This window comes from Bacillus sp. SJ-10 (assembly GCF_002843505.1).
Taxonomy (GTDB): Bacteria; Bacillota; Bacilli; order Bacillales; family Bacillaceae; genus Bacillus; species Bacillus velezensis.
In genome coordinates this window covers 3,877,294-3,894,853 of sequence record NZ_CP025258.1, presented here as the reverse complement: position 1 = coordinate 3,894,853, position 17,560 = coordinate 3,877,294, and the positions used below count along the sequence as shown (strand labels likewise).

General features: G+C 47.3%; 18 protein-coding genes. 13 read left to right on the top strand and 5 right to left on the bottom strand.

Going from position 1 to position 17,560, the window contains the following annotated elements; all coding sequences use genetic code 11:
* The first annotated feature begins 15 nt into the window (after positions 1 to 15).
* Positions 16 to 810, top strand: a complete 795-nt coding sequence (locus CXL14_RS19400) for a YfkD famly protein (RefSeq protein ID WP_101287914.1) — start codon at positions 16 to 18, stop codon at positions 808 to 810.
* 28 nt (positions 811 to 838) lie between these two features.
* Here the strand turns inward: CXL14_RS19400 and CXL14_RS19395 are convergent, their stop codons facing one another.
* Positions 839 to 1,672 carry a mechanosensitive ion channel family protein gene (locus CXL14_RS19395; protein ID WP_101287912.1) on the bottom strand — a complete coding sequence of 278 codons (834 nt, stop codon included), beginning with the start codon at positions 1,670 to 1,672 and terminating at the stop codon, positions 839 to 841.
* Between the two features lie 6 nt (positions 1,673 to 1,678).
* The gene (yfkAB, locus tag CXL14_RS19390) at positions 1,679 to 2,800 is read right to left on the bottom strand and encodes a radical SAM/CxCxxxxC motif protein YfkAB (RefSeq protein WP_032872324.1); all 1,122 of its coding nucleotides are present in this window, start codon (positions 2,798 to 2,800) and stop codon (positions 1,679 to 1,681) included.
* A gap of 146 nt (positions 2,801 to 2,946) precedes the next feature.
* On the opposite strand from yfkAB, the gene CXL14_RS19385 reads away from it, so the two are divergent.
* Entirely contained in the window at positions 2,947 to 3,132 is a 186-nt protein-coding gene (locus CXL14_RS19385) for an SE1561 family protein (RefSeq protein ID WP_095061135.1), read from the top strand.
* A 100-nt stretch (positions 3,133 to 3,232) separates the two neighbouring features.
* Positions 3,233 to 4,024 carry a delta-lactam-biosynthetic de-N-acetylase gene (gene pdaA, locus CXL14_RS19380; protein ID WP_003155556.1) on the top strand — a complete coding sequence of 264 codons (792 nt, stop codon included), beginning with the start codon at positions 3,233 to 3,235 and terminating at the stop codon, positions 4,022 to 4,024.
* Between the two features lie 37 nt (positions 4,025 to 4,061).
* Here the strand turns inward: pdaA and CXL14_RS19375 are convergent, their stop codons facing one another.
* The 3 genes from CXL14_RS19375 to corA all read right to left on the bottom strand — a co-directional run bounded on the left by CXL14_RS19375 (position 4,062) and on the right by corA (position 6,643).
* Positions 4,062 to 4,922 carry an NAD(P)-dependent oxidoreductase gene (locus CXL14_RS19375; RefSeq protein ID WP_095061133.1) on the bottom strand — a complete coding sequence of 287 codons (861 nt, stop codon included), beginning with the start codon at positions 4,920 to 4,922 and terminating at the stop codon, positions 4,062 to 4,064.
* 50 nt (positions 4,923 to 4,972) lie between these two features.
* Entirely contained in the window at positions 4,973 to 5,620 is a 648-nt protein-coding gene (locus tag CXL14_RS19370; RefSeq protein ID WP_101287910.1) for a hypothetical protein, read from the bottom strand.
* 63 nt (positions 5,621 to 5,683) lie between these two features.
* Positions 5,684 to 6,643, bottom strand: coding sequence for a magnesium/cobalt transporter CorA (gene corA, locus CXL14_RS19365; RefSeq protein WP_007408518.1), 960 nt, complete (start codon positions 6,641 to 6,643; stop codon positions 5,684 to 5,686).
* A 106-nt stretch (positions 6,644 to 6,749) separates the two neighbouring features.
* On the opposite strand from corA, the gene CXL14_RS19360 reads away from it, so the two are divergent.
* The 10 genes from CXL14_RS19360 (at position 6,750) to lpdA (ending at position 17,493) form a co-directional block, all read left to right on the top strand.
* Positions 6,750 to 7,613: a DNA-3-methyladenine glycosylase family protein gene (locus tag CXL14_RS19360; protein WP_101287909.1), complete on the top strand. Its 864-nt coding sequence runs from the start codon at positions 6,750 to 6,752 to the stop codon at positions 7,611 to 7,613.
* Between the two features lie 134 nt (positions 7,614 to 7,747).
* The gene (gene rlmD / locus CXL14_RS19355; RefSeq protein ID WP_021493862.1) at positions 7,748 to 9,148 is read left to right on the top strand and encodes a 23S rRNA (uracil(1939)-C(5))-methyltransferase RlmD; all 1,401 of its coding nucleotides are present in this window, start codon (positions 7,748 to 7,750) and stop codon (positions 9,146 to 9,148) included.
* Between the two features lie 445 nt (positions 9,149 to 9,593).
* The gene (locus CXL14_RS20680; RefSeq protein ID WP_198555341.1) at positions 9,594 to 9,758 is read left to right on the top strand and encodes a class III lanthipeptide; all 165 of its coding nucleotides are present in this window, start codon (positions 9,594 to 9,596) and stop codon (positions 9,756 to 9,758) included.
* Between the two features lie 32 nt (positions 9,759 to 9,790).
* Positions 9,791 to 10,072, top strand: a complete 282-nt coding sequence (locus tag CXL14_RS19350) for a YfzA family protein (RefSeq protein WP_089072480.1) — start codon at positions 9,791 to 9,793, stop codon at positions 10,070 to 10,072.
* A gap of 885 nt (positions 10,073 to 10,957) precedes the next feature.
* Positions 10,958 to 11,941 carry a tRNA dihydrouridine synthase gene (locus CXL14_RS19340; RefSeq protein ID WP_007408522.1) on the top strand — a complete coding sequence of 328 codons (984 nt, stop codon included), beginning with the start codon at positions 10,958 to 10,960 and terminating at the stop codon, positions 11,939 to 11,941.
* Between the two features lie 156 nt (positions 11,942 to 12,097).
* Positions 12,098 to 12,577 (top strand): DUF6884 domain-containing protein, encoded by a 480-nt coding sequence (locus tag CXL14_RS19335; RefSeq protein WP_101287905.1) that lies wholly within the window; start codon positions 12,098 to 12,100, stop codon positions 12,575 to 12,577.
* A gap of 276 nt (positions 12,578 to 12,853) precedes the next feature.
* Entirely contained in the window at positions 12,854 to 13,855 is a 1,002-nt protein-coding gene (gene acoA / locus CXL14_RS19330) for an acetoin:2,6-dichlorophenolindophenol oxidoreductase subunit alpha (RefSeq protein ID WP_014417214.1), read from the top strand.
* A 1-nt stretch (position 13,856) separates the two neighbouring features.
* Positions 13,857 to 14,885, top strand: a complete 1,029-nt coding sequence (gene acoB / locus CXL14_RS19325) for an acetoin:2,6-dichlorophenolindophenol oxidoreductase subunit beta (protein ID WP_007408525.1) — start codon at positions 13,857 to 13,859, stop codon at positions 14,883 to 14,885.
* 14 nt (positions 14,886 to 14,899) lie between these two features.
* Positions 14,900 to 16,099, top strand: a complete 1,200-nt coding sequence (locus CXL14_RS19320; RefSeq protein ID WP_014417215.1) for a dihydrolipoamide acetyltransferase family protein — start codon at positions 14,900 to 14,902, stop codon at positions 16,097 to 16,099.
* A 14-nt stretch (positions 16,100 to 16,113) separates the two neighbouring features.
* Positions 16,114 to 17,493 (top strand): dihydrolipoyl dehydrogenase, encoded by a 1,380-nt coding sequence (gene lpdA / locus CXL14_RS19315; protein WP_014417216.1) that lies wholly within the window; start codon positions 16,114 to 16,116, stop codon positions 17,491 to 17,493.
* Positions 17,494 to 17,560: the final 67 nt, after the last annotated feature.

Here is a 17,560-nt window from a genome sequence, read left to right as displayed (position 1 = left end):
TATAGAAAGAGTGATATGATGAGAAAGCTGTTTCATGCCACACTGATTCTGCTGTTATCCTTTAGTTTTTTCGCAACGCCATCTGCCGGTGCAAAGAAACCGTTTAAAGTTCCCAACTCTGTCGTAAGCATTTCAAAGGAAAATACGTATCCGAATGCTTCACAGGACCAGCCGATGCTTCAGCCGAGCAAATTGGCGAAGGAATTGTTAGATACATCCGATATCAATATCGAAAATCCGCATCTGATAAAGATGCTGAATGAATCCTCGGTTTCCGGTTCACCGCTTGCCATTGGATACCGGGCGACAATATTTCTCGGGAAATGGGCGCTCGGCTATCAATCGAACGAAACGGTCGCCAACTGGGAATATAAAAAAATCAATACGAACAGAGCGGATAACCGGGGCGGACAGCAAACCGCGGTTATCTCATACGCCCAAGAACAGCAATACAAAATCAAAGGCGGGCTCACAGCGAAGGTGCCGAACGCAGAAGACGTAAAAAGCATGATGATGCAAAAGGCGATGAAGAAAACAAGACTGCCGCTCGCGTTTGAAACGGTTATCGGCGCAGGCACAAAACGCGATCAAACCTACAAAATTTCTCCACAGCGGCTCGGCTACCTGCACGCCTACGCTCCGGCCGTTAATGAAAAAGGAAAAGTAACATACGGTGAAGTGTATTTGGTGCTGAAAGGCAGCAAGCGGAAACTTGTCGTCAAAAATGTGACTTCGCAAGGAATCGGGGCATGGATTCCGGTGCAGGATCACGTCACATTCGGTTTTCAAATGACAGCGCAGCCGAGATAAATAAAAAAAGCTGATTCCGGTTCGGGAATCAGCTTTTTTGTGTGTGATACATTTCCTCAAGCAATTGCACATTGTTGTTGTACAGCTCCCGGGCAAGAACGCGTCTCACCGCAAGGCTCGCCGAGAAGTATTCTTTATCTTGAACCATGCCTTTGACGGTAAATTCAATGCCTCTGGTCAATTTGTTCAGACTCATGATTCCATGCACTTGAAACGGCTCCGCCGCATTGAGAAATTCATCCCGTTTCAATGAATCGCGAAGCTCATCATTGAGCATGTCACACGCTTTTTCTAAGATCGCATATACCCGCTCGGGATCTTCCTTGTAACTGATCACGACGGACTCGGTAATCCGCATATAATCAATGTTATAGTTTTGAAGCTGTCTGACCTCACCGTTAGATATGGTAAGCAGCTTGCCGGTCCACTCACGGATCTGGAGGGAACGGAGTCCGATTTCTTCCACTGTGCCGTTGAACAGATTGTTAATCGTCACGTAATCGCCTTTATGCAGCTGGCGTTCATATATTAAAAAGATACCGGCCAAAATGTCCTTGATTAACGACTGGGCGCCGAAACCGATGACGATACCGGCAACGCCCGCCCCGGCTAAAATTCGGCCGAAATCATGAACAAATAAAGAAATGACGTAAAAGATAAAACCGATCGTCGCCGTATACTGGGTGATGGATCGGACGAGGCTCTCAATCGTTTTCCCTTTCCGTTCCTCTAAGAAATCCGTGCGTTTAAATAACACCTGTACAAAGCGGTTGATCAGAAAAACACCGGCGTAAAGCACGAGAGCGACGATGATGATCTCAACCACTTTGCTTTTCAAAATGTCCGTAATTGTCGTTTCCATCTTCTGTTAACCTCTGGCTTTTCGTAATGAAAAATCCGTGTCCTGATAATAACTGTTTTTGACAAGGACGTTCGGGCCGAGGCACCGGACGTTTGTGCAGCGGCAGTTCAGCTCTTTGCTCAGCTTCGTCTGTCTCCACTTGTCATATGCTTCAGGAAGGCTGTCTGTTTTAATATTGCCGAGCGGCGGTGTATCGCCGAAATCCGTGACAATGATATTTCCGTCAAAAATGTTGACATTCAGGCGGGAGCGGCCGTCAGGGTCGTTTCGCACCGTAACGTTTTTCGCTTCCCGCAGGCGGCGGAGGAGCTTCTGGTCTTCTTCATCAGGGCTGCATGCGTAAAACGGGAGCGTACCGAACAGCATCCATGTCTCTTCATCGCGAATGTCGAGCAGATGATGAATAGCCTGTCTCATGTCCGTCAGGCTGAGTGATTCAAGCGCGCTGGCGAAATCACTCGGATACATCGGATGGACTTCGTGCCGCTGGCATTTCATTTCTTCGGTAATTTGCCGGTGAATATGTTCAATATGCGGCAGCGTCCGTTTGTTCAGCATCGTTTCCGCTGAAACCATTACGCCTGCTTCGACCAGCGTGCGGCTGTTTTCAATCATTTTGTCAAAATAGCGCGCCCGCTGTTCAAATGTCGGTTTCTTCTCCATCATCGCAAATCCGATGTCAGCAAAGTCCTCGACCGTTCCCCAGTTGTGAGAAATGTGAAGGACGTCCAAATAAGGAATAATCCGTTCGTAGCGCCCGATATCAAGCGTCAGGTTTGAATTGATCTGTGTGCGCACGCCGCGTTCATGCGCATATTTTAAAAGCGGGACGACGTATTCCTTTACCGATTTCAGCGAAAGCATCGGTTCGCCGCCCGTAATGCTGATAGAGCGTAACAGAGGAATTTCATCAAGCCGCTTTAATAAAAGGTCGATCGGCAGCGCATTCGGGTCTTTCGGCTGGAGCGTGTACCCGACGGCGCAGTGCTCGCATCTCATATTGCACAAAGTCGTCGTTGTGAATTCAACGTTCGTCAGTTTCATATCTCCATACTGGTCGACATCCATGTACGCTTCCCAAGGATCGTACTCCGGTGTGATCGGACGCAGTGTTGTGTTTTGTGTCATGACTATCTAACTCCTTTATAAATGGGGCATACTAACGTCTGCCAACTGTTAATTTTAGACCTGATCTGCCAAGATCGCAAGTAGCGGAACCATTGAAAAACGGCAAAAAATACGCTACCATTATAAAAAATGAATGGAGTGAAAGTATGGGGAATGCAGTAAACAGCAAAGATCAGCAGCTCGATTACTTAAAGAACAGACTCGATATGTTTATGAATGTCATTGATTCATTAGACCCTGAATCAACGGACGTTGAAGATATAGACCGGCTCATCGGCATACTTGATGATCTGGAAGCAAAATACGAACGCTTTAAAAAGGATTGGGAATAAACCCCGGCGGATGCCGGGGTTTTTCTTTTTCCATAATGCGGCTGTATAAAAGGGCAGGGCCTACTGCAAAATAAGGAAAAATGCAGAAGGAGTGCTGGGCATGAAATGGTTTTGTTCAATTTGCTGCATGGCCGTTTTACTTGCGGGAGGCATCAACAGCGCAGAGGCCGTTCCGAATGAACGGATAAACTGGGGCTTTAAACGCAGCGTCAATCATCAGCCGCCGGATGCCGGCAGACAGCTGGACAATCTGGTCAAAAAATATGATGCTTTTTATTTGGGCAATACGAAAGAAAAGACCATCTATTTAACGTTTGATAACGGATATGAAAATGGGTACACCCCGAAAGTGCTTGATGTGTTAAAAAAACATCACGTCACGGGCACTTTTTTTGTCACGGGTCATTTTGTGAAAGAGCAGCCTGATTTGATTAAACGGATGTCAAAGGAAGGCCATATCATCGGCAATCATTCTTTTCATCATCCTGATCTGACGACAAAAACGGGCGATCAGATTCAAGACGAACTCGATTCCGTCACGGAAGCTGTGTACAACATTACCGGAAAGCGGGACAACCTGTATCTCCGTCCGCCGCGCGGCGTATTCAGCGAATATGTCCTCAAAGAAACGAAACGCCTCGGCTACCAAACCGTTTTCTGGTCCGTCGCATTTGTCGACTGGAAGGTTAACGAGCAAAAAGGGAAACAATACGCCTATGATCACATGATAAAGCAGGCGCATCCCGGCGCGATCTACCTTCTTCACACCGTTTCAAAGGACAATTCAGAAGCTCTGGACGATGCCATTACCGATTTGAAAAAAGAAGGCTACACGTTTAAAAGCATTGATGACCTGATGTTTGAGAAAGAAATGAAGCTGCCGCGCCTGTAGAAAACACCTCTCCTGGTAATGGAGAGGTGTTATTTTGTTATTTTAAGCTTTTAATCAGTGCAGCCCAATCCAGATCCCCGAAGCCTTGTGCGATCCCGCTTTCAAAATGGCTCTTGGCCAGCTCGGCAAGAGGGAGTTTTGCGGAAACCTGTTCAGCGGCGGCGAGCGCCAGATTGGTATCCTTCAGCCCTAAAGACATTTTGAAACCGGCCGGCTCAAATTTCTCCTCAGCCATCATGGTTCCGTAATTTTGATAGACGGGAGAGCCAAAGAGCGCGCCGGCGATTTCTAAAAATTGTTTCCGTTCTAACCCGTATTTCTCCATCATTAAGAATGATTCAGATAACGCCTCCAGCATAGAAACGAGCAAGAAATTGACGCTGATTTTCGCGGCATTGGCCGTTTTTGTTTCTTCACCAGTGTCCAATACTTGCTGACTCAGGATGTTAAGCAGCGGTTCGGCCTTTTTCTTCGCTTCTGCCGGTCCGGCTGTGATGATGCGGAGTTCGGCCTTCTCAGCGGCATCGGGTCGGCCGAGGACGGGAGCGGCGATAAAGGACTGCCCTCTGCCCGAATGTGCGGCGGAAAGCTGTTCTGACAGCGCTGTACTGATCGTGCTCATCGAAATATGAATGCCGTTTTCAGATAACCCGGCAATAATGCCGCAAGCTCCGAACGTCACCCCTGTTACGGCCTCATCGTCTGACAGCATGGACAGCACGATGTCGGCTTGTTCAGCTGCCTGTCGGGGCGTTTCGGCATATTCGGCCCCTTTATCCAGCAGGTCAGCCGCTTTTTCTTTCGTCCGGTTATATACAGTCAGACTGTATCCGGCTTTCATGATATTTTCGGCGATGGGGCGGCCCATATTGCCGAGTCCGACGATGGCGATCTTCATTTGACAGTCCCTCCAATCAAAAGTTTTCCACCATTATACATGCAAAATGGTTAATCCGCTGTGTACAGGATTGCCACTTTCAGTTCAGGTTCTGAAGACCACCCGGAGTCTGAGGCGGCTTTCCCCTTATAAAATCCGGTAAACCGCGTTTTAATGATTGTTTTTGAACGGGGTTTTACAATGAATGTTTTTGATTTGAATGTGACGTCCTTTATGTTTTCTGATAAATCCGGGGTGACAGAAATGGTTTGTTCCCCTTTTCCGTAATGATTGATATAAAGCGTGCAGCTCATGCCCGCTCTTTTTCGCTCAACCAGATGACTGCATTCGCTGCGGTGCTTCAAATATTCGACAGCCTCTTTTTCGGGCGCGAACTGTTTTAAGGAAAAAGCAGCATATTCAGTGGCGGGACTGATACCGGAAGCGGCCCCCATACTGAGAAAGATCAGAAACAGCCCCGCTGCGGGAAGCGTCCGCCTGAACGCGGCGGCACACCAGATTAACGCCGCAAAGTAAAGCAGGACCCCGGGGATGACGGAGATATGGGCTCCATCTTCCGGCCAAGAGGAATAGCCGAGCGACTCAAAGATGTAATCAGACACCGTACGGCCGTTATACAGCGGGGCAATGGACATGACACTGAAAGCCAGGAGGACAGAAGAAATGATTTTGTGAGAAAAGATGGTAACGGCGCACACCTCTTTACGTTTTTTTCCAGACTATCATGTTTTCTCAAAAAAAAGAACAGCCGGCAGCCGTTCTTACTTGAAAATATTAAACCAGCCTTTGCGGGCGAACCAAAACAGCATGGCGGCCACAAGAACGGCCATTACGCCCAAAACGATAAAATACCCGTATTTCCAATGAAGCTCAGGCATGTTATCGAAATTCATGCCGTAAACCCCCGCGATGAACGTCAGCGGGATAAAAATGGTCGAGACGATGGTTAATGTCATCATAATGGCGTTCATCCGGTTTGAATTCAGCGTCACATAGCTGTCCCGCAAATCTGACGTCATATCACGGTTTGACTCGATCAGCTCAGCCAGTTTTAACAGGTGGTCATAAATATCGCTGAAATACGCCTTTGTTTCACGGCTTTCTTTTACATGGTCAAGGCTCAAAATCCGGTACATTAAATCGCGCATCGGAATGATCGTCCGTCTCAGGTTCAAAAGATCAGTCCGCAATTCAAACACTTCATTCATTAAAGTGCCGTAAGATTTATGGGTTCTGCTGTCTTCAATTTCATTCAGCCGGTCTTCAATTTTGTACAGCACGGGGAAATATTCATCGACAAGCTGGTCCATAATCATATAAGTGATGTGCCCGGGCCCTTTTTTGGCTAATCCCGGAGAAGCGAAAAACCGTTCTCTCACCTTTGAGACGCCGGGCGATTCGTGCAAATGGAAGCTGACGATAAAACGGTCGGACTGAAAAATGTCCACCTCTTCCATTTCCAGTGTGTCCGGGTTCAAGGCGTGGAGCACATAAAAACGGTAGCCATCATAATGGTCGATTTTCGGCCGCTGCATATGCTGAAAGCAATCCTCGATCGCAAGCGGATGAAAGTGAAAATAATCCCGCAGCAGCTCGGTTTCATGCATCTCGGCGCCGAAAAAATCAATCCAGTACCATGCGATGTCCGGTTGTTCTGTACGTGATAGGGGGATATTATCTAATATCTCATTATGTGTTGTGATTGCGGTTATATGTATCATAAACAACCCTCCGCCTGCCATTATATCATGCGGCGTTATGAAGAAAAGTATACGAATTGCCGCCCGGCCGCTTCATGATATACTTGGACAAAAAGGGGTGGAGCATATGTGGAAGGAAACGGTTTCGGTCACGCCGCCGTATCATTTTGATAAAGTCCTTGAAAGGCTGTCGCTCGATCCGCTGAATGCGGTCGATCTTAAAGCAAGGTCAATCAAAGTGCCGCTCAGAACACGGGACGGCAAACTGTCCGTCATCACGGTTCAAGGGGAAGGCACCGCCGCAGACCCGGTTTTTCTCGTCAGCGGAGAAACGGACCGCAAAGAGATGATTGAACGGATCAAACACATTTTTCAGTGGGAACAGCCGCTTCAGCCTGTGCTTGATCATTTCTCAAAAACAAATCTGTCGGCGCTTTTTGAGGAACATGCGGGAACCCCGCTCGTCTTGGAATATGACGTCTACAACTGTCTCATGAAATGCATCATCCACCAGCAGCTCAACCTGTCTTTCGCATTTACCTTAACGGAACGGTTCGTCCATGCCTTCGGTGAACAAAAAGACGGCGTCTGGAGCTATCCCGAGCCGAAAACGATCGCGGCGCTTGAGTATCAGGACTTGCGGGAGCTCCAGTTCAGCATGAGAAAAGCGGAATATGCGATTGACATTTCACGGATGATTGCAGAAGGAGCGCTCAATCTGGCGGAACTTACCCATTTGTCGGATGAAGACATTATGAAAAAGCTGATCGCCATCAGAGGCATCGGCCCGTGGACCGTCCAAAACGTCCTCATGTTCGGTCTCGGCCGCCCGAATCTGTTTCCTTTGGCGGACATCGGCCTGCAAAACGCCGTCAAACGCCGCTTCGCCCTAGAGGATAAACCGTCAAAAGACTTGATGCTTCAGGTAAGCAGCGAATGGGCGCCGTATTTAAGCTATGCGTCCTTGTACTTGTGGAGAAGCATTGAATGATGAGGATTTTTGGAAACTTCCAGTGAAAAACATGAAGGAACCGCCGGCTGCATGTTATACTGAACAGATGTGATATTTCAAATCAGCCGCTTTCCCATGAGAAAGGCTTTATATAGAAACGGAGAGAAAAAAACGTGAATCAACATCAAAAAAAGGCGCCTGCCGAATTGAAAATCGGACAGACATTTCCGCTGACCATCAAACGTCTCGGCATTAACGGAGAGGGCGTCGGCTATTTTAAGAAAAAAGTTGTCTTCGTTCCCGGCGCTCTGCCCGGTGAAGAAGTCGTTGCCGAAGCGACAAATGTGCAGCCGAAATTTTCAGAAGCACGCGTCAAAAAAATCCGCAAGCCGTCTGAACACCGTGTCACGCCGCCATGCCCGGTCTACGACCAGTGCGGCGGCTGTCAGCTTCAGCATCTGGCATACACCCAGCAGCTTCGCGAAAAACGCGACATCGTCATTCAGTCTCTGGAACGTCATACGAGATTCAATGTCGAAGAAATGAACATTAAAGATACGATCGGAATGGACAACCCTTGGAATTACCGGAACAAAAGCCAGTTCCAAGTCGGACGCTCGCAAAGCGGCAGCATCATTGCCGGCTTATACGGACTTGATTCCCATAAAATCGTCCCGATTAAGGAATGCATTGTCCAGCATCCGGCAACAAACAAAACAACGGGTATCGTCCGCCGTATTTTAGAAAAACACAACGTGTCCGTTTATAACGAACGGACCAAAAAAGGCGATGTCCGCACCATCGTGACGAGAGTCGGTTTTGAAACAGGCGAAGTGCAGGTCGTGCTTGTCACCGCGAAAGAGACACTGCCGAATAAAGACGAGATCGTCAAAGCCATTCAGAACCGTCTGCCGGAAGTGAAATCGATTATTCAAAACGTCAACGGCGCGCGCACATCCGTCATTTTCGGTGACAAAACAAAAGCGCTGGCCGGAAGCCATGCCATTCAAGAAGTGCTAGGTGACGTGTCATTTGAACTGAGCGCCCGCGCCTTCTTCCAGCTCAACCCTGAGCAGACGGTTAAGCTGTATGACGAAGTGAAACAAGCGGCTCAGCTGACAGGAAAAGAAAAAGTCGTAGACGCGTATTGCGGCGTCGGTACGATCGGCATGTGGGTTTCAAACGGCGCAAAAGAGATCCGCGGCATGGACGTCATTAAAGAATCAATTGACGATGCGAAGAAAAACGCCAAAAAACACGGCATCAAAAACGCGGCATATGTCACAGGAACAGCCGAACACTGGCTCCCGAAATGGACGAAAGAAGGCTTCCGCCCTGACGTGGTCATCGTCGACCCGCCGAGAACGGGCTGTGACAGAACATTTTTAGATACCATCAAAAAAGTAAAACCGAAACGCTTCGTCTACGTATCCTGCAATCCTTCCACACTGGCGAAAGACTTGCAGACGCTGTCGAAGGACTATCGCGTCGAATATATTCAGCCTGTTGATATGTTTCCGCAGACGGCTCATGTGGAAGCCGTGGCGAAGCTTGTATTAAAATCGTCTAACTAAAATAAACAATTCGTAATCAGACCTGGATTTCGGTATAAACATTTCCGATTTCCGGGTCTTTTTCATGTTTTGCCCTTGTCCTGACTGTTTTTTGTCTTTATTTAACTGATAAAAAGAGTTGAAAAAACGTATGGAAAAGCAAGTGAAAAACAGCCAAGCAGGCTGCTTTCTATTAACTCTTTCTTTTTCCGTTTGGAAACGGCATTACAGACAAAATATGAAGATCTTGTTGTGAACCAGAAGCAATAACAAGTCGTTCAAGTTCCGTGAATACTTGTAATTTCCGTTAATATTTTGTAAACTCCTTTCTTAAAGAATACTATTAGCAATAGTTGTAATAAATGATAAAAAGGAGGTGGAATCGAATAAGAGATGTATTGGAACTTCAACAACTGTTTGAAGGTTCTGATGTAGAAGCTGCAAAAGGCAAAGGTGGTTTACTTTAATGTATAACATATTAGCATTACAACAATTAAATAATAGCGCCGAGGCGGGAACGCAAGTGATAACAACTATTACAGTAATACCTGCGATGGTTATATCCTTAATAAGTAATTATCGCGACAATCATGCTTCATCATATAATGATGTTAGATTGACACTTGGCTAAAAAGTATTGCAGAAAAGGAAATGGATAATGAAATGGGTAAAGTATATAAAAAAAGTTGGTTTCTCACGGTTTTGGCATTTTTAGTTTCACAGCTTTATTTTAATTTTGCAGAATTAACGGGATGGGGTCCTAATTATAGAGAAATGAATGGATTCCCAGCAAACATAGCTGAACTGAATTTCTTTCAAACATATCTTTCATTCTATGATAATCCATGGTTTAATATTGTCACTGTTTTCTTGGGGGTTTTCACTGTTATACAAATAATCACAGGCATAACAAAGGATATTCGAAATGAAAGCAATAACTTCTGATGCCTTATTTAATGATGAAAGAAAATGAACACTTTCTTATTAATCTTATGAGTGAGGACTGCGACACTTAGTCAGCAGTCTATTTTATCGGTTCTGGATCAGGATTACCGAATCGTAATCTTATACAAACATATATAGGTGATTGTATAAAGATATTAACATAAGGGGTTTGAAAGCCAATCGACCCTTAGTACATATACTGTATAGAGCCAGAAGCCACTTGTTGCGTTGGTTATTTCTAAACCATGAGCAAATCTCAAATGGTTCAGATTGAAGTTTTGAATTCTTTTAAGTTCGAGTTTATTTTCTCTTCCCATCCCCTTACTCCATACCATCCCCAACTCATTTTGCTTAATCATATTATTTCTTGAAATTCGTTTTCCGCAAATGATATTGAGATACGGATATGGTGCAGCGTTAAATATTTTATCTTCGATAACAGGACAAATATTTTGCATTGGTAATAGGGAGAACTCATATGATATTCTATTTAGGTTGGAATCCTTTTTGTCCAAAAAGAGCAAAAGTAAGGCCGCTAAGAAAGATGAAGGTCAGCGCTACTACTAATAAACCACAATATAAAAAAATAGGTGTAGATAATCATCACACTTTTTTCTCTCTCAAATCCTTTTAAAGGTTAAGGAGTTGACTGAGTTGATCAGAAATGAACGATATGGGGATAACTATAGCGATAGTCTATTACGTTAACTCAATTAAGGTGTTCTCTTTTCACTTTTTAACGAGTAAAAAGTGAAATGTTCAAAATTTACTATCGTTTGATAAGAAGTGCTGACACATGCTATAAGTGTAAAAGAAGCATGGTCAGTTTTTAATTTTGGGATAAAGGTTTGGCTGTATCCCATCATGAAAGGATTTGGATTTGTTATGACAGATAATTTCTGGCGTGAATTACCGCGGCCATTTTTTGTACTGGCACCAATGGAAGATGTGACGGATGTCGTTTTTCGCCATGTTGTGAGTGAAGCAGGCAGACCTGATGTGTTTTTCACAGAGTTTACAAACTCAGAAAGCTATTGTCACCCGGATGGGAAGGATAGTGTGCGCGGCCGTTTGACTTTCACGGAGGATGAACAGCCGATGGTTGCCCACATATGGGGAGATAAGCCTGAAAACTTTCGCCAAATGAGTATTGGGATGGCCGAATTAGGGTTTAAGGGCCTGGATATCAATATGGGCTGTCCTGTACCTAATGTGGCGGGGAATGGAAAGGGAAGCGGCCTGATTTGCCGTCCTGAAGTTGCAGCCGAATTAATACAGGCGGCGAAAGCAGGAGGTCTGCCGGTAAGTGTGAAGACCAGACTTGGCTACACGGATATAGACGAATGGCGCGGCTGGCTGACACACATACTGAAACAAGACATTGCGAATCTTTCCATTCATCTGCGTACAAGAGCGGAAATGAGTAAAGTAGATGCGCATTGGGAGCTCATCCCGGAAATCAAGAAACTTCGTGATGAGATAGCGCCGGATACCCTTTTGACGATCAATGGGGATATTCCTGACCGTGAAACCGGCTTGAAACTCGCTGAACAATACGGTGTTGACGGGATTATGATTGGACGAGGCATTTTTACTAATCCATTCGCCTTTGAAAAGGAGCCGAGAGAGCATAGCAGTAAGGAATTGCTTGATCTTTTGAGATTGCATCTGGATCTTCATGATGAATATTCAAAAGCAGAAGCTCGAGCATATAAACCGCTCCCCCGCTTTTTCAAGATATATCTCCGCGGATTCCGGGGAGCAAGTGAATTAAGAAATCAATGCATGAATACAAAGTCAACAGATGAAGTGCGTGCATTGCTCGATGACTTTGAGAGAAAGTATCTTGATGGGATGGAGCAAGAGTGACATAAACAACCTTCATCCGGCCCGGATTTCGATTTGAATTCCGGGTCTTTTTGTGTGCAGTTTTTACCCAGACAGATCCATGGCCAGTTTCGTCATGCAGAAATAAACGAATAATGGTACATTGATAGGAGATACATCATAAAGGGGGAGAGAAAAATGAAACGACTGTGCATCATCCCCTGCGGCAAGAAAAAAATTTGGGATGTCCATTCAGATACAGGTCCGGTAAGGGCGGAAGACGCTTATCTCAGCCCGTTGCATCAGGCGTGCGAGCGATATGCGAAAGCATTTTTCGATGAGTGGGTGATTTTGTCGGCGAAGCACGGATTCCTTTGTCCGGATGATATTGTTCCCGGAAATTACGATGTCACTTTTGGAACCGGTCATCCGGAGATCATGGCAGCGGACGAGCTGCGCCGTCAATTTCATGAAAAAGGCTTCTCCGACATCGAGGAGCTTGTCATGCTTGGCGGGAAAAAATACCGAAGCGTCCTAAACGCCGTCATCGGAGAGCATCAGCATATCACCTGGCCTTTGTCATCGTATAAAGGCATTGGCTACATGCTTCAAGCGCTGAATCGGGCTGTTGAAGAAAAGAATGAACTGCAGCACGTGGATATGAAAAAAAGAGTGTAACCACTCAAACGCCACGATAGACTGTATGCAGAAGAATGAAGCAGTTAAAAGATTTCCGAGGAAATAAATACGTCGATCATTGTCAAAGACAGGGTGATGCCCGGTCTTTTTTGTATGCCATAAAACGAGACAAAGGGAACAGATCGAGACAAAATGAGACACCTGTCTCAAACTGTCTCCATTGTAAAAATAAAAACATTCATTTTACGGGCTTCAAAGGCTGGCATGCTTCTTGCATTTATAAGTGTGAACCCTAAATAGAAGGAGGCGCACAAAATGGAATTGTTAAAACGAGAAGGCTTGTCATTAACTGAGGAGAAAGCGCTGTGGATGTACCAAAAGATGCTGGAAATCAGGGGCTTTGAAGACAAAGTGCATGAACTTTTCGCACAAGGAGTGCTTCCCGGATTCGTCCATTTGTATGCCGGTGAAGAAGCGGTAGCTGCGGGGGTGTGCGCTCATTTAGATGATGGCGACAGCATTACAAGCACACACAGGGGACATGGCCATTGTATCGCCAAAGGCTGTGATCTGGACGGCATGATGGCGGAAATATTCGGAAAAGCGACCGGACTGTGTAAAGGCAAAGGCGGTTCTATGCACATTGCGGATCTTGATAAAGGCATGTTAGGCGCAAATGGAATCGTCGGGGGCGGATTCACGCTCGCATGCGGATTAGCGCTCACGGCTAAATATAAACAAACTAAAAATGTAAGCGTTTGCTTTTTTGGGGACGGAGCCAATAACCAAGGGACTTTCCATGAAGGGCTGAACTTAGCGGCAGTATGGAACCTTCCTGTCGTGTTCATCGCCGAAAACAACGGCTACGGCGAAGCCACGACATTTGAGTACGCGTCAGCCTGTGATTCAATCGCCGATCGGGCGGCTTCCTATAACATGCCGGGGGTCACGGTGGACGGAAAAGATATTTTAGCGGTTTATCAGGCAGCCGGGGAAGCGATAGAAAGAGCAAGAAACGGCGGAGGCCCGTCTTTGATTGAATGTATGACTTACAGAAACTATGGACATTTCGAAGGAGATGCCCAAACTTATAAAACAAAGGATGAAAAGGCTGAGCATCTTGAAGAAAAAGATGCCATTCAGGGCTTTAAAAACTATCTTCTAAAAGAAACAGATGCAAATAAACTGTCAGACATCGAACAGCGTGTCAGCGAATCGATTGAAAAAGCCGTCTCGTTCAGCGAAAAGAGTCCATATCCGAAAGAGTCGGAGCTGTTGACAGACGTCTACGTGTCATATGAAAAAGGGGGAATGTGAGATGGCGAGAGTCATAAGCATGTCGGACGCGATCAATGAAGCAATGAAGCTTGCGATGAGAAAAGACGACAATGTGCTTGTAATCGGTGAAGATGTCGCCGGGGGAGCGGCGGTCGATCATTTGCAAGATGATGAAGCATGGGGCGGTGTACTGGGGGTCACAAAGGGGCTCGTACAGGAATTCGGGCGCAGCCGAGTGCTGGATACACCGATTTCTGAGGCGGGCTACATGGGTGCGGCCATGGCTGCGGCATCCACGGGGCTGAGACCGATTGCAGAACTGATGTTTAACGATTTTATCGGCACGTGCTTTGATCAGGTGATCAACCAAGGGGCGAAATTCCGCTATATGTTCGGCGGTAAAGCGCAAGTGCCGATCACCGTCCGCACCACATACGGAGCCGGGTTCCGGGCAGCCGCTCAGCATTCGCAGGCGCTGTATGGCCTGTTCACCAGCATCCCGGGTCTGAAGACGGTTGTGCCGTCCAATCCATATGACGCCAAAGGTTTGCTGCTTTCGGCAATAGAAGACAATGATCCGGTATTCTTTTTTGAAGATAAAACGTCCTACAACATGAAGGGCGAGGTGCCGGAAGATTATTATACAATCCCGCTCGGAAAAGCGGATATCAAACGCGAAGGCAGCGACATCACGCTGTTTGCGGTCGGCAAGCAGGTCAATACCGCGCTTGAAGCGGCTGCACAGCTTTCTGAGAAAGGCATCGACGCCGAGGTGCTTGATCCCCGGAGTCTGTCTCCTTTAGATGAGGAAGCGATTTTCACATCGTTAGAAAAAACAAACCGGCTGATCATCATTGACGAAGCCAATCCGCGCTGCAGCATCGCCACGGATATTGCTGCGATTGTCGCCGATAAGGGCTTTGATTTGCTTGATGCGCCGATTAAGCGGATTACAGCGCCGCATACACCGGTGCCGTTTTCGCCGGTGCTTGAAGATCAATATTTGCCGACACCAGACCAAATTGTCAGCGTCACGCTTGAATTGCTTGGCGAGCCGGCAATGAATTAAAGGAGGGATATAGAATGGCTGTAAAAGTAGTAATGCCGAAGCTGGGAATGGCGATGAAGAAAGGTGAAGTATCCGTCTGGAATAAAAAAGTCGGCGACCCGGTTGAAAAGGGAGAAAGCATCGCCAGCATCAACTCGGAAAAAATAGAAATGGAAATAGAAGCGCCTGAAAGCGGCACGCTTCTTCATATTAAAGTCAAAGAGGGAGAAGGAGTCCCGCCGGGAACGGCCATCTGTTATATCGGGGAAAACGGCGAAGAAGTGCGGGAGAAGGAGGCGCCGGCTCCTGAAAATGCGGGGAAACCGCAATCTGAACCTGAATCTGAACAGATTCCTGCTCCCAAAGCCGTGCAAAAGCGTAAACACCGCGTGAAAATATCTCCTGTTGCCCGAAAAATGGCGGAGAAAGCCGGGTTGAAAGTTGATACGCTGAACGGGACGGGACCCGGAGGCAGAATCGTAAAAGCTGACGTCATCAAGGCCATGAAGACGGAAGCTGAACCGCAGTCTTCGGTTCAGACGGCACAGCCGGAGGGAAAACCGGCTTCAGCGATGAGAAAAGTGATTGCAGACCGAATGCACAAAAGCCTGCAAAACAGCGCCCAGCTGACGCTGACTATGAAAGCGGACATTACGGAGCTTGTAAAATGGCAGCAGCAGCTCGCCGACAGCGTGAAAAAGCGGAGCGGTGTTAAACTGACGGTCACACATTTCGTATCCCGGGCCGCGGTGCTTGCGCTGAAACAGCATCCTGAGCTGAACAGCTCTTATCAAGAGGAGCGGATCATCACCTATCCATATGTCCACCTCGGGATGGCGGTTTCTCTTGAAAACGGTCTCGTCGTGCCGGTGATCCGGGATGCGGAAAAGCTTTCATTCCTTGAGCTTGCGGATCACATCAGCACATCGGCACGCCGGGCGCGGGAAGGCAATGCTTCCGGAGATGATCTGCGCGGATCGACATTTTCTATTACAAATCTCGGGGGTTACGGAATTGAGCATTTCACCCCGATTCTTAATCCGCCTGAAGCCGGTATTCTCGGAGTGGGCGCAAGCTATGAAACGCCGGCGTTTAAAGGAGATGAGCTTGTCAAAAGCACCATGCTGCCGCTGAGCCTTACCTTTGATCACAGAGTATGTGACGGCGCACCGGCTGCGGACTTCCTGAAAACGGTCAAAGCGCTGCTTGAAGAGCCGGCCGGATTGATTTTATAGAGAGGGTGAAGAGATTGACACTAGCCATTATCGGCGGCGGGCCTGCCGGATATGCAGCTGCCGTGACTGCCGCGCGGAGGGGAGAAGAAGTCGTTCTGATCGACAAAGGGCCGCTCGGAGGCACTTGTCTCAATGAGGGATGCATCCCGACAAAGTCGCTTTTGGAAAGCGCGAATGTGCTCGATAAAATCAGGCATGCAAATACATTCGGCATCGAACTGCCGCAAAACATTACACTCAATTGGGCCCGCATGCAGGGGCGCAAACGGCAAATCGTCAGCCGGCTCGTGCAGGGAATTCAATACTTAATGAAAGCAAATCAGATTAAAGTCATCAGCGGGACAGCTTCATTTCTCACAGAGCAGACATTGCTTGTTGAAGGAGAAGGAGGCGCAAAAGACATTCTGGAAGCGGATCGGATATTGATTGCATCCGGATCTGAACCGGCGGAGCTGCCGTTTGCCCCATTTGACGGCGATTGGGTGATCGACAGCAAAGATGCGCTTTCTTTACAGAAAATCCCTTCTTCTCTGCTTATTGTCGGGGGAGGTGTGATCGGCTGTGAATTTGCCTCTTTATTCAGCCGGTTTAAAACGAAAGTGACGGTGATTGAATCCGCTGACCGGCTGCTCCCGGCAGAAGACGGGGAAATCGCCGCCGTTTTCGAAGACTCTTTAAGAGACAGCGGGGCTGATATTCAGACAAAAGCCGCCCTTCAACGGATTGATAAAGAAAGGAAAACTGCCGTGTGGACAAAAGATGGCAAAGAAATTGAGGCGCAGGCTGATCACGTTTTGGTTGCAATCGGGAGAAAACCGCGTTTGCAAGAGCTGAATCTGGAGCAGGCCGGCATCCGGTATTCTCCGCGCGGCATTGAAGTCAATGACCATATGCAGACCAATGTGCCTCATATATACGCATGCGGCGATGCGGCCGGAGGAATGCAGCTCGCGCATGCCGCCATTCATGAAGGAATCACAGCCGCCGCGCATGCCACGGGAAAGGACAGCAAAGTCGATATGCGGGCGGTGCCCCGCTGTATTTATACATCGCCGGAAATGGCCGCTGTCGGGCTGACGGAAACACAGGCGAGAGAAACATACGGAGATGTGAAAATCGGAGAATGTTCATTTTCTGCTAACGGAAAAGCGTTAATTAAACATCAGCATGGCGGCAAAATGAAAATCATTGCCGAACCGGAATTCGGAGAAATCGTCGGCGTGTCAATGATCGGGCCGGACGTGACGGAATTGATCGGTCAGGCGGTCATGATGATGAACGGTGAAATGACGGCGGATATGTCGGAGCACTTTATCGCGGCGCATCCGACTCTGTCAGAAACGCTTCAGGAAGCCCTGCTGAATGTCACCGGACTTGCGGTGCATTCTGTATAACCGGAATACCCTTTCTCAGATGAGAAGGGGTATTTTTCGTTGAAAGCGCTTTATTTTTCCCCTACAA